The 22,874-nt window shown below is 66.8% G+C and carries 21 protein-coding genes; 6 read left to right on the top strand and 15 right to left on the bottom strand.

The features are described 5' to 3' along the window. Positions 1-132 precede the first annotated feature (132 nt). The 3 genes from ATF69_RS05640 to ATF69_RS05650 all read right to left on the bottom strand — a co-directional run bounded on the left by ATF69_RS05640 (position 133) and on the right by ATF69_RS05650 (position 3,733). The gene (locus ATF69_RS05640; protein ID WP_233193818.1) at positions 133-1,224 is read right to left on the bottom strand and encodes an alpha/beta hydrolase family protein; all 1,092 of its coding nucleotides are present in this window, start codon (positions 1,222-1,224) and stop codon (positions 133-135) included. Between the two features lie 174 nt (positions 1,225-1,398). Further along, positions 1,399-2,562 carry an iron-containing alcohol dehydrogenase gene (locus tag ATF69_RS05645; protein WP_146870163.1) on the bottom strand — a complete coding sequence of 388 codons (1,164 nt, stop codon included), beginning with the start codon at positions 2,560-2,562 and terminating at the stop codon, positions 1,399-1,401. Positions 2,563-2,815: 253 nt separating this feature from the next. After that, positions 2,816-3,733 carry a LysR family transcriptional regulator gene (locus ATF69_RS05650; protein WP_146870164.1) on the bottom strand — a complete coding sequence of 306 codons (918 nt, stop codon included), beginning with the start codon at positions 3,731-3,733 and terminating at the stop codon, positions 2,816-2,818. 178 nt (positions 3,734-3,911) lie between these two features. Between ATF69_RS05650 and ATF69_RS05655 the strand changes: the two genes are divergently transcribed. From ATF69_RS05655 to ATF69_RS05665, 3 genes are all read left to right on the top strand, one after another. Next, complete coding sequence (locus ATF69_RS05655; protein ID WP_146870165.1) at positions 3,912-5,066, top strand: alkene reductase; 1,155 nt, start codon at positions 3,912-3,914, stop codon at positions 5,064-5,066. A 73-nt stretch (positions 5,067-5,139) separates the two neighbouring features. Beyond that, the gene (locus ATF69_RS05660; protein ID WP_146870166.1) at positions 5,140-6,162 is read left to right on the top strand and encodes a zinc-binding alcohol dehydrogenase family protein; all 1,023 of its coding nucleotides are present in this window, start codon (positions 5,140-5,142) and stop codon (positions 6,160-6,162) included. Between the two features lie 129 nt (positions 6,163-6,291). After that, on the top strand, positions 6,292-6,705 hold the full coding sequence (locus tag ATF69_RS05665) for a VOC family protein (RefSeq protein WP_056745754.1): 414 nt from the start codon (positions 6,292-6,294) through the stop codon (positions 6,703-6,705). 120 nt (positions 6,706-6,825) lie between these two features. On the opposite strand, the gene ATF69_RS05670 is transcribed toward ATF69_RS05665, so the two are convergent. After that, a complete protein-coding gene (locus ATF69_RS05670; protein WP_146870167.1) occupies positions 6,826-7,803 on the bottom strand; it encodes a Bug family tripartite tricarboxylate transporter substrate binding protein in 978 nt (325 codons plus the stop codon). Between the two features lie 96 nt (positions 7,804-7,899). Beyond that, the gene (locus ATF69_RS05675) at positions 7,900-8,910 is read right to left on the bottom strand and encodes a fumarylacetoacetate hydrolase family protein (protein WP_108499870.1); all 1,011 of its coding nucleotides are present in this window, start codon (positions 8,908-8,910) and stop codon (positions 7,900-7,902) included. A 103-nt stretch (positions 8,911-9,013) separates the two neighbouring features. Between ATF69_RS05675 and ATF69_RS05680 the strand changes: the two genes are divergently transcribed. The 3 genes from ATF69_RS05680 (at position 9,014) to ATF69_RS05690 (ending at position 11,495) form a co-directional block, all read left to right on the top strand. Further along, positions 9,014-9,796, top strand: coding sequence for an IclR family transcriptional regulator (locus ATF69_RS05680; protein WP_146870168.1), 783 nt, complete (start codon positions 9,014-9,016; stop codon positions 9,794-9,796). Between the two features lie 34 nt (positions 9,797-9,830). After that, positions 9,831-10,982, top strand: a complete 1,152-nt coding sequence (locus ATF69_RS05685) for a DUF3108 domain-containing protein (protein ID WP_146870169.1) — start codon at positions 9,831-9,833, stop codon at positions 10,980-10,982. A gap of 213 nt (positions 10,983-11,195) precedes the next feature. Next, positions 11,196-11,495: a BTH_I0359 family protein gene (locus ATF69_RS05690; RefSeq protein WP_055392879.1), complete on the top strand. Its 300-nt coding sequence runs from the start codon at positions 11,196-11,198 to the stop codon at positions 11,493-11,495. A 52-nt stretch (positions 11,496-11,547) separates the two neighbouring features. On the opposite strand, the gene ATF69_RS05695 is transcribed toward ATF69_RS05690, so the two are convergent. The 10 genes from ATF69_RS05695 to narJ all read right to left on the bottom strand — a co-directional run bounded on the left by ATF69_RS05695 (position 11,548) and on the right by narJ (position 22,873). Beyond that, positions 11,548-13,977 carry a tetratricopeptide repeat protein gene (locus ATF69_RS05695; protein WP_146870170.1) on the bottom strand — a complete coding sequence of 810 codons (2,430 nt, stop codon included), beginning with the start codon at positions 13,975-13,977 and terminating at the stop codon, positions 11,548-11,550. Between the two features lie 123 nt (positions 13,978-14,100). Then, positions 14,101-15,168, bottom strand: a complete 1,068-nt coding sequence (locus tag ATF69_RS05700; protein WP_146870171.1) for an AbrB family transcriptional regulator — start codon at positions 15,166-15,168, stop codon at positions 14,101-14,103. A 246-nt stretch (positions 15,169-15,414) separates the two neighbouring features. After that, entirely contained in the window at positions 15,415-15,999 is a 585-nt protein-coding gene (locus ATF69_RS05705) for a hemerythrin domain-containing protein (RefSeq protein ID WP_146870172.1), read from the bottom strand. A gap of 8 nt (positions 16,000-16,007) precedes the next feature. Beyond that, on the bottom strand, positions 16,008-16,421 hold the full coding sequence (locus ATF69_RS05710; protein WP_146870173.1) for a ribonucleotide reductase subunit alpha: 414 nt from the start codon (positions 16,419-16,421) through the stop codon (positions 16,008-16,010). A 45-nt stretch (positions 16,422-16,466) separates the two neighbouring features. Then, positions 16,467-17,144 carry a nitroreductase family protein gene (locus ATF69_RS05715; protein ID WP_208758693.1) on the bottom strand — a complete coding sequence of 226 codons (678 nt, stop codon included), beginning with the start codon at positions 17,142-17,144 and terminating at the stop codon, positions 16,467-16,469. A 59-nt stretch (positions 17,145-17,203) separates the two neighbouring features. Continuing rightward, the gene (locus ATF69_RS05720) at positions 17,204-19,648 is read right to left on the bottom strand and encodes an adenosylcobalamin-dependent ribonucleoside-diphosphate reductase (RefSeq protein ID WP_146870174.1); all 2,445 of its coding nucleotides are present in this window, start codon (positions 19,646-19,648) and stop codon (positions 17,204-17,206) included. Between the two features lie 100 nt (positions 19,649-19,748). Then, a complete protein-coding gene (locus tag ATF69_RS05725) occupies positions 19,749-20,426 on the bottom strand; it encodes a carbonic anhydrase (RefSeq protein ID WP_015012284.1) in 678 nt (225 codons plus the stop codon). A 36-nt stretch (positions 20,427-20,462) separates the two neighbouring features. Beyond that, complete coding sequence (locus ATF69_RS05730; protein ID WP_425291768.1) at positions 20,463-21,296, bottom strand: peptidylprolyl isomerase; 834 nt, start codon at positions 21,294-21,296, stop codon at positions 20,463-20,465. Between the two features lie 147 nt (positions 21,297-21,443). Continuing rightward, positions 21,444-22,175 (bottom strand): respiratory nitrate reductase subunit gamma, encoded by a 732-nt coding sequence (gene narI / locus ATF69_RS05735; RefSeq protein WP_146870175.1) that lies wholly within the window; start codon positions 22,173-22,175, stop codon positions 21,444-21,446. Then, positions 22,172-22,873 carry a nitrate reductase molybdenum cofactor assembly chaperone gene (narJ, locus tag ATF69_RS05740; RefSeq protein ID WP_146870176.1) on the bottom strand — a complete coding sequence of 234 codons (702 nt, stop codon included), beginning with the start codon at positions 22,871-22,873 and terminating at the stop codon, positions 22,172-22,174. The genes narI and narJ overlap by 4 nt, the downstream gene beginning before the upstream one ends. Between the last annotated feature and the right edge of the window lies 1 nt (position 22,874).

The following is a 22,874-nucleotide window of genomic DNA, read 5'->3' on the forward strand; positions in this document are numbered from 1 at the left end:
TGTGGGGAGGGGTTGATCGGAAAAACCAAACCACCACCGTACCAGCCATCGGGCCCGTTGTCCCGCGATGCGGGCAGGTTTGCGGCATTGGCTTACAGCACGGCGCTGCCGCGCCTGCGGGCCCTCAACCTGTCAACGCAGCTGCCTGGCCAGAAACTCCGCCACCTCGTTCTCCAGCGTGGCGTGATAGGCCACCCGGTCAAAGCCTTCGGGGTTGGCGGCGGCGTCGCCCGCCTCGGACGCCAGCGGCCAGACAGACTGGGCCATGAAGGCGAAGTGGCCTGCACCCGGCACCGTACTGGCCTGTGCAGACGGCAAATTCGCTGCCACATAGCCGCCATGGTAGGGGCCCACAAGCACGGCATCGCGCTCGGCCACCATCAGCCGCACGGGCACGCTGATGGCCTTCAGGCTGTCTGGCGTGAACACCACGGCCATGGGCGCCATGGCCACCACGGCGCGGATGCGGGGGTCTGCCACCGAGACCAGCGGGCCATCGAGCACGGGGGCGCCAGCCTGCGTGGGTGCCGCTGTGGCGGCCGCAGGTGCCTCCTTGGAAGTCTGAGCGGCCTGGCCACGGGCGGGCAGCTTGCCCAGGCTGCAAAAGCCGGGGTCGTCCGACACGCTGCGGCAGTGCTGTGCCGCACGGGCCGGTTCGGCCTGCGCACCGGCCAGGGCCAGCACGGTATAGCCACCTGCCGAATGCCCCACGGCACCAATGCGCCCGGCCGGAATGCGGGGGCCCCATTCGGGGCTGGCCAGCAGCGCGTCCAGCACGCGGCTTACCTGGCGGGGGCGCTCGCGGAAGTAGCGGCCCGAGGTAATCATCGACCGGTCTTCCCAGTTGTCGCCCGGGTGGCGCAACGCCGCCACCAGATAGCCGTCGGCCGCCAGGCGCGTGGCCAGGTTGTGGTGGCCCAGTTCATGGCCGCCCGTGCCGTGCGAGATGAGGATCAGGCCCTTGAGGGGCGCGGTTGCCACCGGGGCGCCCGGCGTGACCACGGGCCGCCAGGGCCCCATGGGCTGGGTGCGCGCCACCACCGGCGTGGGGTAGAACAGCGCCACGGTCACGGGCTCTGCGCCCGGTACCACCAGGGTGCGCAGGCCGGCGTGCTGGGCCGATGCCGGCGCGGCCCAGGCCAGCATGGCCACAAAAGCTGCCAGCAACGGGGCTCGGGCGTTGCGCCACGCGGAGCGGAGGGCCAGGATGAGGATGAGGGTCACGGTGCGCCTTTCGTCAAATGCCACCCAAGGAGGTGGCTTGACGGCACTGTAGGCGGCGCAAGGGGCGGGCTCCAGCGCCCTGCGACGAAACGCTGCTGCGCGGCGCGAAATGCAGCGCAGGCGGGGCAAGCAGGAGAGAGGGCCTGGGACCCCGCCCTCCCCGTCCACCTCCATTTACAGCGCCGCTTCGAGGATGCGGCGGCTCACCGCCGGGGTGATCTCGCGCTGTTCGCCCAGCGTCACCATGCCGTGCGCTTCCAGCTGCGTCACCACGGTGTTCACCACCTCGCTGCCCAGGCCGTAGCCCGACAGGCGGGTGGCGATGCCCATGCTCTCAAAGAAATCGCGCGTGCGCTCGATGGCGGCAGTGATGCGTTCGTCCTCGCTGCCGGTGGTGATGCCCCACACGCGCTCGCCGTACTGCAGCAGCTTGGCGCGCTTGGCCACCCGGCGCTCGTTCAGCAGCGCGGGCAGCACGATGGCCAGGGTGCGCGCGTGGTCGATGCCATGCAGCGCCGTCAGCTCGTGGCCGATCATGTGCGTGGCCCAGTCCTGCGGCACGCCCGCGCCGATCAGGCCGTTGAGCGCCATGGTGGCGGCCCACATCAGGTTGGCGCGGTCGTCGTACACCGGCTCGGGGGCAGTCAGCAGGCGCGGGCCGATCTCGATCAGCGTCTGCAGGATGCCTTCTGCAAACCTGTCCTGCACGGGTGCGTTGACCGGGTAGGTCAGGTACTGCTCGACCGTGTGCACAAACGCATCCACCACGCCATTGGCCAGTTGCTGGGGTGGCAGGGTGTAGGTCTTGGTGGGGTCGAGCACCGAGAACACCGGGTAGGTGTGCACGCTGCCAAACGACAGCTTGGCGCCCTTGGCGCGGTGGGTGATGACGCCGCCGTTGTTCATCTCCGAGCCTGTGGCGGGCAGCGTGAGCACGGAACCAAACGGCATGGCGCCCTTGACGTTGCGGCCGTGCTTTTCGAGGATGGCCCAGGGGTCATCGCCTTCAAAACGGACAGCGGCCGCGATGAACTTGGTGGCGTCGATCACCGAACCGCCCCCCACGGCCAGCAAGAAGTCAAACCCGCCTTCGCGGATCTGCGCCACGGCCTTCATGGAGGTCTCGTAGCTCGGGTTGGGCTCGATGCCGCTGAAGGTGGCGTGCTGGCGCTCGCCCAGCGCGGCGCGCACCTCGGCCAGGGTGCCGGTCTTTTCGGCGCTGGCACCGCCCACCAGGATCAGCACCTTGGCGGCAGCGGGCACGAGCTTGGCCAGGTCGGCAATGCGGCCTTGGCCGAAGGCGATGTGGGTGGGGTTGTGGAAGTCGAAATTCAGCATGTTGGTCTTTCTCCGTCAAAGGCCGTCGCTGCATCACCAGGAACCCGGCCGCGCGGGTGGGCGCAGGGGGCGCGCCGCCCTGGGTTGCAACAGCAAGGGCGCGATTGTGCGGCGCACGGGGGCCGGGTGCCGGTCGCGCGTGCGATAGCCCTGCCGCCAGCAGAGCCTCATGCAGCAGGTCGGGCGCTGCGCATGCGACTGCTGCTAGCGCTGGGAGCGTGTTGACGATCCAGCGGGTGTCGTCAACAGGCACTCAGTGCGGCGCCCGCTCCATCAGCGCCTGCAGCCGCTCGGCCATGAAGTCGCGCAGCGCCCGCACCAGCGGCGTGAACTGGCGGCGGCTGGGCGCCACCAGGAAGAGCGGCACGGCCTCGGTGGTCCAGCCGGGGCACAGCGGCACCAGGCGCCCGGCGGCGAGGTCGTCGGCCACATCAAAGTACGACTTGTACGCAATGCCCCGGCCCAGCACCGCCCAGCGGTGCACCGCGTCGCCGTCGTTGGCCACGTTGCGGCTGCGCACGCGGACCACCACTTCCTGGCCCGATGCGTCCCAGAAGCGCCAGCGGTCGTGCACGTCCTCGCCCAGCATGAAGCACAGGCCATCGTGCGCAGCCAAGGCGTGGGGCGTATCGGGCGTGCCGTGCGCTGCCAGGTAGGAGGGGGCGGCGCAGAGCACGCGCCGGTGTTCGGCGACCAGCGGCAGCGCCACCAGGCTCGAATCCTGCGGCTTGCCGTAGCGGAAGGCGGCATCCACCGGTTCGCCGTAGACATTGGCCATGCGGTCCGACAGCTGCAGGCGGATGTCGATGCCGGGGTGCAGTGCCTGGAAGGCATCCAGCCAGGGCAGCAGCACATTGCGCCCCAGGTCGGACGGGGCCGCCAGCTGCAGCATGCCACGCAGCTCGCCCGCCCGGCCGCTGGCGAGCTGGCCCTGCACCTGCTGCAGCGCGGCGAGTGCGGGGCGGCAGTGCTCCAGAAACAGCGCGCCCTCCTGCGTTAGCCGCAGGCTGCGCGTGGAGCGCACGAACAGCGCCACGCCCAGCTCGGCCTCCAGCCGCTTGAGCGCGGCGCTCGTGGCGGCGGGGGTGAGGTCCAGTGCACGGGCCGTGGCCGAAAGACTGCCGCTGTCCACGGTGCGCACAAAGATGTCGAGGTCTTGCAGGCTTTTCATGGCGAGGGTGGATGGGAAAGGGAAGACGACGGCGATGGAACGACACCACCACCAGGGGCTGATGTTCAAATTTTCTTTGAATATTCTTTCAATCAACCGCCGATTTAAAAACTATTGCAGAAAGCCCACCATTCACATCATGTTCCACACCGGCCTGCCGCCGACCCGAGCCCCTGCCATGACCACCACCCCACACACCGCCCTACCCGCTTTGTTCCGCCCGCTGCAGATGGGGCCGCTGGCACTGCCCCACCGCATCGTGATGGCGCCCATGACGCGCGCCCGCAGCAGCCAGCCGGGCGACGTGCCCAACGCGCTCATGGCCGACTACTACGCCCAGCGCGCCAGTGCGGGCCTGATCGTCAGCGAGGCCAGCCAGGTGTCTCGCCAAGGCCAGGGCTACAGCTTCACGCCCGGCATCCACAGCGACGCGCAGGTGCAAGGCTGGCGCCGCGTGACCGAAGCAGTGCACGCCGCGGGCGGGCGCATGGTGCTGCAGCTGTGGCACGTGGGCCGCATGTCGCACGCCAGCTTCCATGCCGATGGGCTGCCCGTGGCGCCCTCGGCCCTGGCCCCGGCGGCACGGGTATGGGTGGCAGGCGAAGACGGCGTGGGCCGCATGCTCGACTGCCCCGTGCCCCGCGCACTGGAGGCCGCCGAGATTCCTGGCGTGGTGGACGACTTCCGCCGTGCCGCCGCCAACGCCATGCGCGCAGGGTTCGACGGCGTGGAGATCCACGGCGCCAACGGCTATCTCCTCGACCAGTTTCTGCGCACGACCTCCAACCACCGCACCGACGCCTATGGCGGCCCGGTGGAAAACCGCACCCGCTTCGCCCGCGAAGTGGCCGCTGCCGTGGCCAGCGAGGCCGGCGCCGAACGCACGGGCATGCGCCTGGCCCCGTTCATCACGCAGCGCGGCATGGACTGCCTGGAGATCATCCCCACCATCCTGCACCTGGCGCGCGAGCTGGACACGCTGGGCCTGGCCTATATCCACCTGGCAGAGGCCGACTGGGACGACGCCCCCCGCATTCCAGATGAATTCCGCCAGGCTCTACGCACCGCATTCAGCGGCCGAGTGATGGTGGCGGGCCAGTACACACCCGAACGCGCGCAACAGATCCTCGCGTCCGGCATGGCCGACCTGGTGGCGTTTGGCCGCCCGTTCATTGCCAACCCCGATCTGCCTGCGCGCTATGCCGCCGGGCTGCCACTGGCCCCGTTCGATGCGGCCACGCTGTTTGGCGGCGACGCACATGGCTACAGCGACTACACACCGGCCCCGCTGGCTGCGCCCAAGGCCCGGGCTGGCGCGGCTGAAGTGGCCTGAAAACGGCACCACGCGCCCTTCCGAACTTCGCATATCCCCCGCTTCAACTCCCTTTGCACCTCAAGGACCCATCATGAAATCCGTTGGCTACCAAACCGCCCACCCCATCGACCACCCCGAGTCGCTGCTCGACATCACCCTGCCCGACCCGGTGGCCACGGGCCGCGATCTGCTGGTGGAAGTGCACGCCGTTTCGGTCAACCCCGTGGACACGAAAGTGCGCAAAAGCAGCTCACGCAGCGGCGACGGGCCCGACTACAAGGTGCTGGGCTGGGACGCCAGCGGCATCGTCCGCGCCGTGGGCCCCGATGTGACGCTGTTCCAGCCCGGCGACCGCGTCTGGTACGCGGGCTCCATCGCACGCCAGGGCACTAACAGCGAACTGCACCTGGTGGATGAACGCATCGTGGGCCATGCCCCCCAATCGCTCGACTTTGCCGAAGCCGCCGCGCTGCCGCTGACCACCATCACCGCGTGGGAGCTGCTGTTTGACCGCCTGGGTGTGGCCCCTGGCAAGCAGCCCACCCACAAGACCCTGCTCATCATTGGCGCGAGCGGCGGCGTGGGCTCCATCCTCACGCAGCTGGCGGCGCGGCTCACCAGCCTCACGATCATCGGCACCGCATCGCGCCCCGAAACGCAGCAGTGGGTGCGCGACCTGGGCGCCCACCACGTCATCGACCACAGCCAGCCGCTCACACAAGAGCTGGCCCGCATCGGCCACCCCACGGTGGACATCGTCGTGAGCCTCACGCAGACCGACGCGCACTTCGACCAGATCGTTGAGGTCATCGCGCCGCAGGGCCAGTTCGCGCTGATCGATGACCCGGTGTCGCTCGACGTGACGAAGTTCAAGCGCAAGTCGGTGTCGGTGCACTGGGAGCTGATGTTCACCCGCGCACTGTTCGGCACCGCCGACATGATCGGCCAGCACCGGCTGCTGACCGAGGTGGCGCAGCTGGTGGATGCGGGGCTGATTCGCACGACGCTGGACCAGCGCTTTGGAACGATCAATGCCGAGAATCTGAAGCGCGCACATGCGCTGATCGAGAGCGGCAAGGCGCGGGGCAAGCTGGTGCTGGAGGGGTGGGCCTGAAGACCTGCGGGCCACGCAGGGGGCGTAGCACCACCCGCGCGGCAGATTGTGTGTCGGGCTGAAAAATACTGTATTTATAAACAGTCTTTCAGGTATAAATCAGGGCACCACAACCCGAGGAGACCTCCCATGCTGGACCACATGACCTTCCGTGTCACCGACATCGCCCGCACCAAGGCGTTCTACACCGCTGCCCTCGCGCCTTTGGGCTACAGCCTGTGTTTTGAAGGCAACTACGGCTCGAACATGCTGGGCTATGCCTACCCGGCTCCGTCCGAGCCCGACGGCAAGAAGGCGGATGTGTGGTTCATCGACGGCCCCTCGCCCTACGGCGGCCCGCCCGCCACCACGGGCTGCCACCTGGCGTGGCGGGCCACCACGCGGGCCCAGGTCGATGCCTTCTACCGCGCCGCCATCGAAGCCGGGGGCCAAGACAACGGCGCCCCGGGCCTGCGGCCCGACTACCACCCCCACTATTACGGCGCGTTTGTCATCGACCCCGAGGGCAACAACATCGAGGCGGTGTGCCACCTGCCGGAGTAAGAAACACCGCTGCACCCTCCGCAGAGGGCGCGCCGCCAAGCGAGTGCCCCCGTGGAACTGGCTTTGCCAGGCCACCGGGTGCGTCCCCCTGGGGGGAAGCGGCGCAGCCGCTCAGGGGGGTCAGTCGAGTTTCACGCCTGCCGCTTTGATGATCTCGCCCCAGCGCTTGGACTCGGAGCGTGCCATGGCGCGGAACTGCTCGGGCGTGCCGGGCAGGGCTTCCATGCCGAAGTCGGCCATGCGCTTGACCACGGCGGGGTTGAGCAGGGCCTTGTTCAGGTCGCCGTTCAGGCGCGCCGTGATCGCAGCGGGCAGACCGGCGGGCGCCAGGATGCCCTGGAACGCAAACACTTCGGTGTTGGGCACACCGGCTTCGGCCAAGGTGGGCACGTCGGGCAGCGCGGCCACGCGCTTGGCCGAGCCAATCGCCAGCGCACGCACCTTGCCCGAGGTGATGACGGGAAGCCCAGCGGCCAGGTCCAGGAACATGCAGGGCACCTGGCCACCCATCACGTCCTGCAGCGCGGGCGCCGCGCCGCGGTAGGGGATGTGGGTGAGGAAGGTCTTGGTGCGGTTCTTGAACATCTCCATCGCCAGGTGGTGTGGCGAACCATTGCCCGGCGATGCGTAGTTGAGCTTGCCGGGGTTGGCGCGCGCGTAGGCGAGGAATTCCTTCACCGTCCTGGCTTCAAACGCCGGGTGCACCACCAGCGCCAGCGGAAAGCGGCTGATGCCGCCCACGTAGGTGAAGTCCTTTTCAGGGTTGAACGGCAGCTTGGTGAACAGGTGTTCGTTGTAGGCCAGGATGGCGTTGTCGGCCGACATGAAGGTGTTGCCGTCGGGCTTGGCCGTGGCCACCATCTGGCCGCCGATGTTGGTGGAGGCGCCAGGGCGGTTGTCCACCACGATCTGCTGGCCCAGCGTCTGGCGCATGGCTTCGGCCACGGTGCGGGCCAGCACGTCGGTGCCGCCACCGGCGGGGTATGGCACCACCCAGCGCAGGGGCTGGTCGGGCCAGGCGGACTGGGCGGCGGCCCAGGGCGCGGCGGTAGTAGCGCCTGCGGCGGCCAGGGCGGACAAGAGGGTACGGCGTTGCATGGGGTTGTCTCCTTGATACTATTAATTTGATAGCTGCAAGCGCATGTTCCTCTAGCGCATACAGCCGTTTTTATTCAAATTTTGCTCTGCGGGGCCTCAGGCGGCCGGTGCGGCAATGGTCTGGTCGATGGCACCAAAAATGCTGGCGCCGTCCTTGCCCTTGACCTCGATGCGGATGGTGTCGCCAAACTTCATGAAGTCGGTGCTGGGCTTGCCGTCCTGGATGGTTTCGATGCAGCGCTTTTCGGCGATGCAACTGTAGCCCTTGGGCCATTCCATGCGGCCGTTCTGCTCCACGCCTTTGTTGCTGACGGTGCCGCTGCCCACGATGGAGCCGGCGCGCACGTTGCGCGTCTTGGCGATGTGGGCAATGAGCTGGCCGAAGTGGAAGGTCATTTCGGGGCCCGCGTCGCACATGCCGACCTTGCGGCCGTTCCAGGTGGACTGCACGGTGAGGTTGACGCGGCCGTGGTCCCAGGCGTCGCCCAGCTCGTCCAGTGTGACGGCCACGGGGCCGAAGGCGGTGGCGGGCTTGCTCTGGAAGAAACCGAAACCCTTGGCCAGCTCGGCCGGGATCAGGTTGCGCAGGCTCACGTCGTTGGCAATCATCACCAGGCGGATGCCGTCCAGCGCCTGGTCGGCGGTGGTGCCCATCTTCACGTCGCCGGTGATGACGGCGATCTCGGCCTCGAAGTCGATGCCCATGGCTTCGCTGGGCACCACGACATCGTCGCAGGGGCCGATGAAGTCGTCGCTGCCGCCCTGGTACATCAGGGGGTCGGTGTAGAAGCTTTCGGGCACTTCGGAGTTGCGCGCTTTTCGCACCAGTTCAACGTGGTTGATGTAGGCCGAGCCGTCGGCCCACTGGTAGGCGCGGGGCAACGGGGCCATGCACTGGGCGGGGTCGAAGGGGAAGGCGTGGCGCGCGCGGCCGCTGTTGAGCTGGTCGTACAGGTCCTGCAGCTGGGGCGAGATGAAGCCCCAGTCGTCCAGCACCTGCTGCATCTTGCTGGCAATGCCGGTCGCATAATGGGCCGTGCCCAGGTCGCGGGAGACGACAACCAGTTGGCCGTCGCGCGAGCCGTCTTTGTAGGTAGCGAGTTTCATGGTGGCAGGACCTTTGTCTCAGAAGGGTTGATGGGCACCGCTAGCGAAAATTACGCTTGGGTAAATTGATTTAACTAAACAAAACTCGCAAATTTTAGTGCACATGGACAAAGAACGTGCAGGAATTCAATCGGTCGAGGTCGGTTTTGCCCTGCTGGAGGGGCTGACCCGCTCGCGCGGACCGCTGATGCTCAAGGATGTGGCCGCCTCGGCGGGCATGAGCGCGGCCAAGGCGCACCGGTATCTGGTGAGCTTTCAGCGCCTGGGCCTAGTCTCGCAAGACCCCCGCACCGCGCGCTATGACCTGGGCCCGGCTGCACTCAAGCTGGGGCTGGCCTCGCTGACACGGCTCGATGGCGTGCGCCTGGCCCGCGAACGCATGCCCGCGCTCATGGAAACCATCGGCCACACGCTGGCGCTGGCCGTGTGGGGCAACCACGGCCCCACCATCGTGCACTGGGAGGAATCGCCCCAGGCCGTCACCGCCAATCTGCGCCTGGGCGACGTGATGCCGCTGCTGTCGTCGGCCACGGGCCGGTGTTTTGCGGCCTTCATGTCGCCCGAGGTGGTGGCGCCGCTGCTCAAAGAGGAGCTGGCCCGCGCCGTGAAGATGCGCCGCACCGACCTGCCCGCGACCATGGCCGAAGTGAACGCACTGCTCGCTAAGGTGCGCGAGCGCGGCGCGGCGCGCGTGGTGGACACGCTGCTGCCGGGCATCGTCGCCTTCTGCGCGCCGGTTTTCGATGCCGACGGTCACCTGGAGCTGGGCATCACCACGCTGGGATCCATCGCCACCTTTGACCCCGAATGGGGCGGCGCCATTGATGCGCCGCTGCGCGCGGCCGCAGCCCAGCTGTCCAGCGACCTGGGCGCAGGCACCGCCTGACGGCCCCGTACCCGCACACACAAGCAGCGAGCAGATGCCACGGCGCGCGCTGGTTTTCATCACGGCCCTGGTGCTGGCCCTGCACTGGCTGGTGCTCAGCGGCGTGCCCCTGGCCTGGGACAGCCCTGCACAGCCGTCCAGCCAGGTGTTCAGCACGCGCAGCATCGCGCCCGCACCGCCCCCACCAGCCGTTGCGCCCTCCGGCGTGACCGCCGCGCCCGTCGCCGCACCGCAGCCCCCGGCCCGTAAAAAGGCGCCCACCCCCAAGCGCCCACCAACCCCTGTCGCTCCAGACCGTCCCGAGGCGCCACTGGCGGCCGCCCCTGTCACGGAAGCCGGCGCGCCTGCGGACCCTGGTGCCGCAACCACCGTGGCCAGCGCAACCCCTGAGACGCCTGCCAACGACGCCGCCCCGGCGCCCGCGCCTGCGGCATCGGCACCGGCCGCCCCCCCAGAGCCCCCGGCTGAAGACGCCCAGCCCGGCACGGGCGTGGACATCCGCCCGCCCGGAGGCACCGGCCGCAGTGCCAGCGCCCCACCGCCGCCCGTGCGCATGCCTGCCCCCACGCGCCTCGCGTTTGATGTGAGCGGCCAGGCCAAAAAGTTCGCCTACAGCGCCCGGGCCGAACTGCTGTGGCAGCACGACGGCAATCGCTACGAAGCGCGCCAGGAGATCAGTGCCTTCCTGGTGGGTACCCGCACGCAGCGCAGCGTGGGCACGGTCACAGCGCAGGGGCTGCTGCCCGAAAAGTTCTCTGACAAATCCCGCAGCGAGCAGGCCGCCCATTTCGACTACGCCAAGGGCCGTGTCACCTTCAGCGCCAACACGCCCGACGCGGCGGCAGGGCCGGGCGTGCAGGACCGCCTGAGCCTGTTCATCCAGCTGGGCGCCCTACTGGCTGCAGACCCAGGCCGCTTTGTGCCCGGCACCCAGATCACGCTGACCACGGTGAGCGCCCGCAGCGCCGACCGCTGGACCTTCACCGTGGAAGGCCCCGAAACCCTGGACCTGCCCGCCGGGCCCACGCCTGCCCTCAAGCTGCTGCGCCTGCCCCGCAAGGACTACGACCAGAAGGCCGAACTCTGGGTGGCGCCGGGGCTGGGTTATCTGCCCGTGCGCATCAAGCTCACCCAGGCCAACGGCGATTTCGCCGACCTGCTGCTGCGCGCCAGCAGCCCACCCTGAGAACCTGTTCAAAGCACTGCCTCCGATGGCTCGCGCCGCACGGAGTGTTGCGCCCATACGCCATCCGGGCAAAAAAGCCCCGCGAACCCGGCGTGCTCCGTTTTTCATGAAATACTGCAACGCAGCAGGGGACAAAAGCCGTGGCTTGGCCCGGGGCCCTTGAACTCTGCGCACCCGCTGTCATCTGACATCTATATCGACAAGGGGAACACGATGCACATGCTCTACGACTCAGAATCCTTCGTGGTGGTCCATATGCTGCCCGATGCCGTGGAGAAAAAGAGCGCCCAGGTGCTCAACGACACCGCCCCCGCCGTTCCCCAGCTTGCGCGCCATGGTTTTGAAATCGTGGACAAGCGCTCCGGCAAAGAGGTCTACCTGGACGGTTCCTGGGCCGAGATGTTCCAGGAACAGATCCTGGCCTGGCAGCGCGACACGCCCACCCAGGAAGAAGTGGAAGACGCACTGGACCGCTACGCGGGCCTGGCGCAGAACCCGGTGGTGGTGCACTGAAAGCTGGAGCTTCGAGTCCCGCCCCCGTCGCTCGGGGGCGGCTACCAGCCACTCATATCTCGATGTGATCGGGACGCAGGCCTTGCACACAACGCGCGTGCATTGCCAGATACGCCGCCTCAATGTCACTCGCAAACTGTTTTGCGTTGAATAGCGGGGCTTGGTTTTTTTCCGCATCCAGTTTGTCGCGCAGCGCCTGCAACCGGACAGGGTCCTGCGCCAGCGCAATGGCGAGCGCTTCATATTCCTCTGCAGTGTGGGTCACCAACTCCGGCATTCCTACCGCCTGCAGCAGACTGGCGGCCACTCGCGCCGCGAACGATTGGCCTGCCCGCGTCAGGACTGGCAGGCCTGCCCAGAGCGCGTCACTCGCAGTGGTGTGGGCGTTGTACGGCAAGGTATCAAGGAACAGGTCGGCCAAGCGGTGCCGCGCCAAGTGATCGTCCAACGGCATGCGCGGGGCAAACACCAGGCGATCACCGGCTATACCCCTGGACTGCGCCTCTGCGCGCAGGTTGTCCATGACGCTGGCATTGCCTTCGAAGAGCCACAAGACACTGCCCGGCACCGCTTGCAGGATGCGCATCCAGCTGTCGAAAACCGGGGGACGAATCTTGTAATTGTTGTTGAAGCAACAAAATACGAAACCACTGCTTGGAAGCCCCAGTTCCTCACGCGTGAACACCCTGTCACTGATTCTGCGCTTCGCGTCATTGACTTGGTAGCTGTGCGGCAGGTACACCACCTTCTCGGTAAAGAACTCTCTCTCCTTTTCCGGAATGACCACCCTGTCGGCCACGACGTAGTCCATATAAGGCGCCCCTGTCGTTCCCGGATATCCCAGGTAACTGACCTGCACGGGAGCACAGCGATGGGAAAAAATTCCAAAGCGCTGGTCTGTTGTGAAGCCCTTCAGATCGACGGCGATATCTATGCCCAACTCTCTGGACATGCGGGCAACATCAATGTCTCTGTGCTCACGCACGTCGATAAAGTGATCGAAGCTGGCGGCCAGGCGTTCTCGCATTGAGTCCTGGACATTCGGCCCGTAGGAAAACGCGAACCACTCAAAACGCTGCCGGTCGTGCTTTTCAAAAAGCTCCGCCATGAGGAATGCAGTCGCATGGCCGTAAAAATCTGCGGAATAGTAGCCCACGCGGATTTTTTGAGAGGGCGCACGTTGAGAAATGGCGCCCAGAGAATGGTTTTCCGGGAAGTCTGCCGCTACGCGATTGATAGCAGCCTGCATCTGCAATGCGGGGGCGTCAAACAACGACAACGCCACAAAAGGCGGCACATTGTTTTCCCCAGCACGAATACTTTCTTCGCAGCGCTTCAAATCGGCAGACAGCCCGCTCCAGTCGCACGCGTGAACACGGCTGTTCGCAATCCAGCCGAACAAATGCTGGTTGTCCGGCTGCATATCGGACGCCGCCATGAAGTCTGCCAGCGCCTGCGCATGTCTGTTAAATCGTACGTGGAGACCCGCGCGGTTGAAGTACAAGCCAGGCCTGTCCGGGGCCATCCAGATGGCCAAGTCGTATGTGCCAAGCGCGTCGGCAAACTGCCCTGCATCGGTCTGCGCGACGGCCAGCAAGGCAAGGATGTCCAGGTCATCGGGTTGCAGCTCTGCAGCCTTTCGCAATACAGGCACGGCCTGGGCATACTGGGCCAGCGCATGCAATGCCTGCCCCAGATTCTTGTGTGCTGACACCAGCTTCTCGTCCGACTGAATGGCGGCCTGGAAGTGCGGTACCGCCAACGCCCACTGCTCCTTCTGCGCCAGGATCGCGCCCTTGCCGTTGTGGGCTTGGGCGTGTTGAGGTTGCAGCGCGAGCAACTGGTCGAAGCCAGCCAGCGCCTCATCTGCCTGGCCAAGTGCCGCGTGCAGCGTTGCCATGTTCAGCAGCGCATCAACATAGTTGCCATCCAGCGCACACGCCCGCTGGTAGCACTCCAAGGCCTCATCCAACCGCTCCAGCGTCCGAAGCGCGGTTCCCTTGTTGTTGTGGGCGGCTGCCATCCGGGGTTGGGTTGCGATGGCCAGATCGTAACTCTGGAGGGCCTCTGGAACCCGCCCCAACTCCACCAGTGTCTTTCCGCGGTTGACATGGGCCTCGGCGAAATCAGCGCGCAGGGCAATGGCACGATCAAAATGCGCCAGCGCCTCCTCGCGCAGTCCCAATGCACCCAAAGCAAGCCCGCGATTGACATGGGGCGCGGGGTCCTTTGGCTGCTGTGCAATCGCTTGCGCCATCAAGTCACATGCAGCCTGGTGGTGCCCCGTCTGGTACGCCAGAACGCCGAGCATGTGCAAGGCGCCAAAATGGCGCGAATTGGCCTGCAGGATAGCGTTGTAAATTTGATTGGCTTGTGCCAACTGCCCCTGCTGGTGCAAGCGCAGAGCCTGTTCGAACAATGCCGATTGCTGGGTCTGAAGACTCTGTGGAGGGCGGCCGCCCAAGTTGTACTTGATGCTCATGGTCAGGATATGCAGCCGTCCAGGGCCGCGCGCAAGATGGTTGTATGGGCGAACGCATCGCCATGGACCCTGATTGTGCGGGAGGCCGTGGCCCCACCCACCACAATCGGCCGCTGCGAGGCATCAGGTCCCGGGAGGCGGGTAAATTTTTCGGTACAGCGGGTCCACCAGCATCAGCACCGCAATCAGCCGGCACACCTGGAACGCCGTCACCACGGGCACCCCCAGCTGCAGCACCTTGGCCGTGATGGCCATCTCGGTGATGCCGCCGGGCGAAGTGCCCAGCAGCAAGGTGACCCAGGGCAGCCCCGTCGCCCAGGCCAGGGCACCGGCAAACAGTGCGCACACGCCCATCAACGCCACCGTGCCCAGCGCCACCGACGCCAGCCAACGCGGCGCGGTGTGCAAGAACTCCGCGCGAAACCGCACGCCCAGGCTCACCCCGATCACGAGCTGCGCTGCATTGACCATGCCCTGGGGCACTGCTGACAGGCTCTGGCCCGCCATGGTCAGGCCCATGGACACCAGCATCGCCCCCATGAACCAGGGGTTGGCGCGGCCCAGCCGGTCCATCAGCAGCGCCCCCGCACCGGTCAGCAGCGCCATCAGCGCCAGCCCCGACCAGTTCACCACCCGCAGCGTGGGCGGCAGGATATCGAGGCCGTGCAGGCCGCTGAACTGCAGCGCGAACGGAATGGTCACCGTAACGATCAGCAGCCGCAGGCTGTGGCTGGCGGCCACCAGGTCGGTGCGTGCGTTTTCGCGCTCGGACAACAAGGTCATCTCGGACGCTGCCCCAATCGCGCCGGCAAAGTAGCTGGTGGCGCGCAGCATCGGCGCAGGAACACCGTGCATGCGGGGCGCGTGCACACGGTAGAGCCAGGCGCCAAACAGCCAGCCCAAGAACAGCGCCCACGCAATGCCCAGCACGATGGCCCACCACAGGCCGCCGATCAGCGCGACCACCTGGGGCGTGAAATACAGGCCCAGCGCGGCGCCAATGGTCCATTGCCCGGCGTTGCGCAGCGGGCCCCAGCTTTCGGTGGGGCCGCCGGCCATCGACACGACAGAAGTAGCCAGCAGTGGGCCGATCATCCAGGGCAGCGGGGTCTGCAGGGCCACACAGGCAGCGGCAGCGGCACACGCCAAGGCCAGGGTGGCCAGGGTGCGAACAATAAAGAGGGGGCGCATACGGGAAACGGCAGGCAGGCAAGCAAACAGGCGCGGCGGGTCGCGCAACCCCGCAGTATCGCGCGAGCCGCTGGCCCTGCAGCCGCCAAGGCGCTGCCCAGACGGAACGGCTGGCATCGCCACCGGGCAACGGCCGCGTGGCACCGTGCGCCAAGCAGTCCCTGGGGGCAGCTGGCGCCAAATTTCAGCCCTAGCGGCCTCTTGCGCTAGTCGAATATGCGCTTTCAGCTATATTTTTAATAGCAATCAGATCGCACCCCGCCGCGCAGCCATCTCCTGCCCCATCGCCGCAAGGGACGCGGGCGGCAGCAAAGCGGCAGCAGCAGGATAGGCCACGCCTTCTTCGGCGGCGATGTGGGCGTCATACCGCATGGCAAAACGGTCCAGCGCGGCCTCGTCCTGGGGCGTGAAGCCGGTGGCGCTTTCATCCAGCAACCCTTGCAGCCCGGCCCGGGCCGCTGCCCAGTCGGTGGTCATGGCCACGTGGTCGTGCAGCAGGCGCGTGACCAGCGCCCGGACCTCGGGCGTGGCCTGGGCGAGCAGCAGGGGGAACACATGCAGTTCTTCGTCCTGGTGGTGCAGCGGTGCTGCGATGTCGAAATAACGCAGTACATCCCGCGCGGCCTGGCGGGCATCGTTGTCAACGCCCTGCTTTCGCACATGCTCACGCAAGCGGCCCAGCAAACCCAGCGTGCGTTGCACGCGCTCGTGGCAGGCCTCCAGCATGGCAAAAGGCTGCTCAAAGCCCACGGCCGGTGCGCTGAAGCCGGGCAGATGCTTTGGCGCAGCAACAGATGTGGATGCGGACGCAGGTACGGACGCCTGTGCCATGGCAGGCCTCAGCCAAACCGCACAGGGTGGCCCTGGCGGTCAAACGGAATGAACGCCCCATGCGCCCCACCCTTGATCGCATCCACCATGCGCTGCAAGGGCGCCTCGGCATCGGCGCTGCTGGGCGCCTGGTTCAGCGTGCCGGACATCGCCGCCGCAAACACGATGGCCCAGTCGTGGCCGGGGGCGGTGAACTGGCGGGCCTCGGTCACCAGTGCGTCGAACGATGGCAGTTCCTGCGGCGTCTTGTCCACACACATCAGCGGCACCAGGGCACCGCCCTGCCCGGCCTCGAAGCGCGCGCGCTGCGCCGGGGTGGCGTCGTCGGGCAGCTCCACCGCCGCGAAGACGAACAGCAGGCGCTGCGGCTCGGGTTGCATGCGCGCAGCCTGCAGCAGGTCGTCAAAACTGGAAATATCCATGAAAAGGTCTCGCAATCAATGAAAGGTGGGGGCCACCAGCGCGCTTCAAAATCCAGGCACCACGCCCCGCTTGGCATCCAGTGTGCTCACATAGGCGCCTGCCGCAGGGCGTGCGCGCACCGCCTTGCGCGACAACACGGTGCCGATGCTGATGAAACACAAGGCCTGCTCGGAGGCCGCCAGTTGAAACAAGGCCCGCAGGCTCGGCGCCTTCAGCGCCTTGCCGCTGGTCAGTGCCGAACCGTAGCCCTGCGCGGTGGCCATCAGTAGCATGTTCTGCACGGCACAGCCGGCAGAGACGGTGCGCTCGGCCAGATCAATCTCGGCGTCGCCTCGCTCGGCATCTACCACCGCCAAAAGCAACACCGGGGAGCGGTACGCCTTCTCGCGTGCCTGCTCGGCCTGCTCGGGGGTGGCGGCAGAGTCGCGCTCCAGCAGGGCCTGCGCAAACACATCGGCCAGCGACGGACGCGCGGCCTGCGGCACCAGGATGAAGCGCCAGGGCAGCAGCTGGCCATGGTCTGGCGCGTGGGCTGCGGCCTGGAGGATCTGCGCCAGCTCGGCCGCATTGGGGCCGGGCCCGCCCAGGCGCTTGGGCAGGATGGTCTGGCGTGACTGGATCAACGCCGCCGCCAGCCCGGCCACATCGTCAGGCGCACTGGCCCGCGCCGCAGCAGGCTGCGCGCGAGACGAAGGGTTCAACGGCCAGGGAATGACAGACATGGGGAATCCTTCCAATGCTTACCGTGTGTGCCGGGAAGGCCGATGCCGAGCCCGACCATTCATCCACAGCTCCCCAGGTGCCCACACTGCGTGCAGTAGTCGCAGCCGTCCTTGCGGATGACCGCATGGGCGCCACATTCGCTGCACTTCTTGCCCGCCATGGCCTGGGGCACGGCCACGGGCAGCGGGGCGGGCTCGTCCAGCGGCAGTTGCTGCTGCACCGGGTCGGCCACGCGGCGCGCCAGGATGTTCTGGATGGCATAGGCCATGGCCGCCACTTCGGAGTCGTGCCACATGGGCACCAGCGTGCCGTCGTCCTTGCGGTGGGTGCCCAGGCGCACCGGGCCACGGTCCCAGGCGACCTTGCGCATGTCGGACAGCGCCCGCTCCAGAAAACCGCCGCGCGCTGCGAGCGACAGCATGCGCATGCTGGACGTGATCCACTGCTGCGACTCGCCGCTCTGGCCCACCGGCATGAAGAACTCGATGGCGCGGTCCACCGTACCGTTGCCCACGCCCGTGGGCACGGGCAGGAAGGACACGATGAGGTACAGGGTCTTGTGGCCTTCCTGCGTCCAGTATTCAAGCTTCTCAGCCACCGCTGAAAGGCCCCCTTGCGGACGGCTTTCGATCACGGTGCGCATGGGGTCCACCGGGGGTGCGGGTGGCACCACAGGCGCCGCAGCGGGTGCAGGCGCAGGTTCCGCATGGGTTTCGAGCACCGAACCCAGAATGCTGTTGGGCCGGTAGGTGGCCAGGCCCTTGAGCTTGGCGCGCCAGGCCTGCAGGTACAGGTCCTTGAACCCTTCGTAGGGGTAGTCCGCGGGAATGTTGACGGTCTTGGAGATGGCCGTGTCCACAAAAGGCTGCACGGCTTCCATCATGGCGATGTGGCCTTCGGCCGGCATGGCCAGGGCCGAGACGAAGTAGTCCGGCAACGCCTCCACATCCCCGCCCAGCTCGCGGTACAGGCGCCAGGCATGGTCTTCCACAGCGTATTCGGTGGTGCTGCCGTCGGACTCGCGCTTCTTGCGCTTGTACATCCACGAGAACGGCGGCTCGATGCCATTGGAGGCATTGTCGGCGAAGGCCAGGCTCACGGTGCCGGTGGGCGCGATGGACAACAGGTGGCTGTTGCGGATGCCGTGCTGGTGGATCGCGGTCTTGAGCGATTCGGGCAGCCGGCTCGCAAACGTGCCTTCCGCCAGGTAGCCCCGCGCATCGAACTTTGGAAACGCACCTTTCTCGCGCGCCAGATCCACCGATGCGGCATACGCTGCGTCGCGCATGCACTCGGCAATGCGCGCGGCCATGGTGCGGCCCTCGGGCAAGTCGTAGCGCAGGCACAACATGGCCAGCGTGTTGCCCATGCCGGTAAAGCCCACGCCAATACGGCGCTTGGCCATGGCCTCGTCGCGCTGCTGCGGCAGCGGCCAGTAGGTCACATCGAGCACATTGTCGAGTGCGCGCACCTGCAGTGCCACGGCTTGGGTGAATGCGTCAAAGTCAAACGCGGCCACACCGCCAAAACCAAAGGGGTGCCGCACAAAGCGGGTGAGGATGATGGGGCCCAGGTCACAGCAGCCATAGGACGGCAGCGGCTGCTCTCCGCAGGGGTTGGTCGCCGCAATGTCTTCGCAGTAATGCAGGTTGTTGTCTTCGTTGATGCGCCCCAGGAACAGGATGCCAGGCTCGGCAAAGTCGTAGGCCGACTTCATGATCGTGTCCCACAGCTCGCGCGCGGCCACGGTGACGTAGACCCACAGGCCATCGGCGCGCTGGCGAGCGCCCTGGGCCAGCAGGGCGGTGCCGGGGCGGGCCTTGTGCACCAGCTCCCACGGTGCGTTGTTCTGCACGGCCTGGATGAACTCGTCCGACACACCCACCGACACATTGAAATTGTTCCAGCGGCCTGGCGTGCGCTTGGCGGTGATGAACTCGTGCACATCGGGGTGGTCGATGCGCAGCACGCCCATCTGCGCACCCCGGCGTGCGCCAGCGCTCTCCACGGTGGAGCAGGACTGGTCGAACACGTTCATGTAGCTGCACGGCCCCGATGCCATGGAGGCGGTGGCCTTCACCTGTGCGCCCTTGGGACGGATGCGGGAGAAATCGTAGCCCACGCCCCCGCCACGGCGCATGGTCTCGGCCGCCTCGCGCAGCGCTTCGTAGATGCCCGGAAAGCCTTCGTCATCCACGCCCTGGATGCAGTCACCCACGGGCTGCACAAAGCAGTTGATGAGGGTGGCCTGGATGTCGGTGCCCGCTGCGCTCATGATGCGGCCTGCGCCGATGGCGCCCGCCTTCAGGTTGGCGAGGAACAGGGCCTCGTACTTTTCGCGCAGCTCGGGTTTTTCGACCGAGGCCAGGGCCCGTGCCACGCGCTGGTACAGCTCGTCGGCCGTGGTTTCGCCGGGTTTGAGGTATTTCTCCCGCAACACATCCAGGCTGATGGGCTGCAGGGACGAGGTGGGGTTGAGTGGGGGCTGGGGTTCGCGTTTCATGGGGGCCGATGATTTGGGTTTCAGGCTGAAACGGGGTTGCGTTCCGTCAAGGAGCGCTCATTCCACTCCGAATGCAGCGCCATGGCAAGTCGGTAGCCGCTCACTCGTCCACCAGCACCTGCCCATCATGCTCCACGTAGGGCTGGTAGGGGCCGGTGCCGCTGTGGTCCGACTGCGAAGCGGGCACAAATCCACCGGTCTGGACATCGAACACATGCACTTCGCCGTCCTCGATCACATAGTGCCAACCGTGCAGGCTGATCTGGCCCGACTGCACCCGGCTGCGCACCATGGGGTACTCCATGAGGCGCTCCAGCTGCAGCACCACCGCGCGCTGCTCGGTGCGGCGCAATACTTCGGGACCCGGCTGCATGGGCAACAGTGCCTCGCGCCCCAGGTCCAGCCAGCGGTTGAGGTTGGGGGCCTCGGGCGACACCTCACCATACATCGCCTTGATGGCCCCACAGTGACTGTGGCCGCACACCACGATGCGGCGCACCTGCAGGTTGAGCACCGCGAACTCGATGGCCGCCGTGGTGCCATGGTGGCCATGCGACCCGTCGTACGGCGGGATGAACGCCCCCACATTGCGCACCAGAAACAGCTCGCCCGGCCCCGCACCAGTCAGCAGATAGGGCACCAGGCGGGAGTCGGAACACCCGATGAACAAGGTGGTGGGATGCTGCCCTTCGTCCACCAGCGCCTGGAACTGCTGGCGATACTGGGGGAAAGCGTCGTCATGGAAGCGGCGCAAGCGGTCCAGCAACTCGTCGGGCATGGGCAGGCAATCAGATAACGGTGGTGTGTGGAGCAACTACTGTACGAGCGGAGTGTCGGCCGCGTCCAGCGCCACCCCTTCGACCACGGCGGCGCCCGCCAGCAGCTGCAAATATTGGCGCAACGCATTCACCCAGGCCTGCTGGCGCAGGGTGAGCGCAATGGCCTGGCGCACTTCCTCAAACGAGGGCTGCTGCCCGGGGTCACGGGCCACCACCTCCACCACATGCAGGCCAAAGCGGCTGTGCACCAGGCGCGCCAGCACGCCGATCTCGGCGCCGCCAAACACCTCGCGGGCGAACTCGGGGGCGCAATCGGCGCGGGTGAGCCAGCCCAGGTCGCCGCCCTGCTGGCCACTGGGGCAGTTGGACCACTGGGCTGCTGCCTTGGCAAATTGGGCACCGCCATCGTCCGCGCAGCGCAGCTCAATCAGCAAGGCCTCGGCCCGCAGGCGCAACTGCTTCACATCTATCCCCGGCGTCACGGCAAAGAGCACATGGCGCAGCTGGGCACGCTCTCCCTGGGCGTGTGCCGCAGGGTGGGCGTCGTGGTAACGGCGGCAGGCTTCTTCTGAAGGGTCAGGGAGGTCCAGCTCACGCTCCAGCAACTGCTCAATGGCATTGGAGGCCTGGACGCTGATAGCCCCCTCAACACCCGGCACATCGCTCGCGGGCAGAAGGCCCGCCTGTTGCGCCGCCTGGCGCAGCAGCTCGGTACACGCACGCTGGCGCAGGGCCTCTTCGTCCAGCGACTCGTGCGGGGCATTGAGGGCCACGCCATTGACACGTGCCACCTCGGCCGCCACCGAGCCACCGCCCCCCATGGCGCCAGCTTGTGGTGCCAGGGTGGCTTGCAGGGGCACATCGTCCATCGTTGCCACCAGGGCCTCGTAGGCCGCAGCCTGCGTCGGGGTCAGCGTGCTGGCAGGTGCTGCCGCCACGCCGCTGTCAGTGGAGCCGCATCCGCAGCTCCCGGTTCCACATCCGCTCATGGTGTGCTCCTTGATAGTCGGTGGATTTCAGGCGCGGCGGTCTTGCGACTGCATGTGGCCTGGGGGCAGGTTCAAGCGGCGCGCACGCACCACCTGGTAGGGGCGCAGCACATAGGCCAGCGTGCCAAATCCACTCCACACATGCACCAGACGGGTGAAGGGGAAGACCAGGAAGATGCTCATGCCCAGGAACATGTGGGCCTTGAAAATCCAGCCCGCCTCGGCCAGCAGCTCCACCCCGCCGCTGCGGAAGGTCACCACCCGTTGCCCCCACTCGGCCAGCTTCATCATCATGGAGCCATCCAGATGCTGCGCCGACAGCGGAATGGTGGCCAGGCCCAGTGCCAGTTGCAGCCACAGCAGCACCAGAATCAGGATGTCGCTGGTCTTGGACGTGGCACGGATGCGAGGGTCCGACAGGCGGCGGTGCAGCAGGATGGACAGGCCGATGAAGCCCAGCGTGCCCGCGATCCCGCCGGAGACCATGGCCATGAGCTGCTTGGCGCCTGCACTCATGAAATGCTCATACAGAAAGTGCGGCGTGAGCATGCCCACCGTGTGGCCGAAGAACAGGAACAGCACGCCGATGTGGAACAGGTTGCTGCCCCAGCGCAGACTGCCGGTGCGCAGCAGCTGCGACGAGTCACTCTTCCAGGTGTACTGGTCACGGTCAAACCGCGTCCAGCTGCCGATGAAGAACACGGCCAGGCAAATGTAGGGATAGATGCCAAACAGCAGGGTGTCAAGCCAGGTGGTCATGCTGAGACTCCTTCGGGTGCCCGCTCGGCGCGGGGGGTACGAACAAAATGCAGGGGCTGCGGCTGGTCGGGCTTGGACTGGCCCTGGGTGCTGCAACCGCCAAACGCTTCGGGCTCGGCCCAGACCTCGTCCATGGGCGGCTCGGGCGTGAGCGCCACCGACTGCACACGCTGGCCCGAGACTTCGAGCACGGCGGCAATCACACTGGCGTAGGGGCTGTTGCGCGCCACGAGGGCGCTGAACAGCGCATTGAGGATGTGGGCCATTTCGCCCAGAAACTCCCTGGCCACTTCGGGCGGCTGGGTAGAGGCGAACTCCAGCACCACCGGCAGGTGGTCGGGCAGCTCCTCTGCCTGGAACTGCAGGCCTGCCTTCTCGTAGGTCTGCAACAGGTCGATGAGCGCCGGGCCCCGGTCACGCGAATCGCCGTGCACATGCTCGAACAGGTGCAGCGAGGTCTGGCGGCCTCGATCAAAGTTGTCCACGTAGCGGGCTTCGGCTTCCAGCGGGTCGAGTGCAGCCAGGTGCTCGCACACCACCTTCAACTCCTCCATGCGCTCGGCCGTCAGGGCTTGCTCGGCCTGCAGAGCGTCGATGAGCTGCGGCATCACGCTGCGCAGCTGCGCATCGGGGTAGCTCAGCAGGTAGCCCAGGGCGCGCAGGGTCAGGCGCACGGAGGTCGGGTTCTTCTTGAACATG

The organism is Acidovorax delafieldii (assembly GCF_007993815.1).
GTDB lineage: Bacteria > Pseudomonadota > Gammaproteobacteria > Burkholderiales > Burkholderiaceae_C > Acidovorax > Acidovorax delafieldii.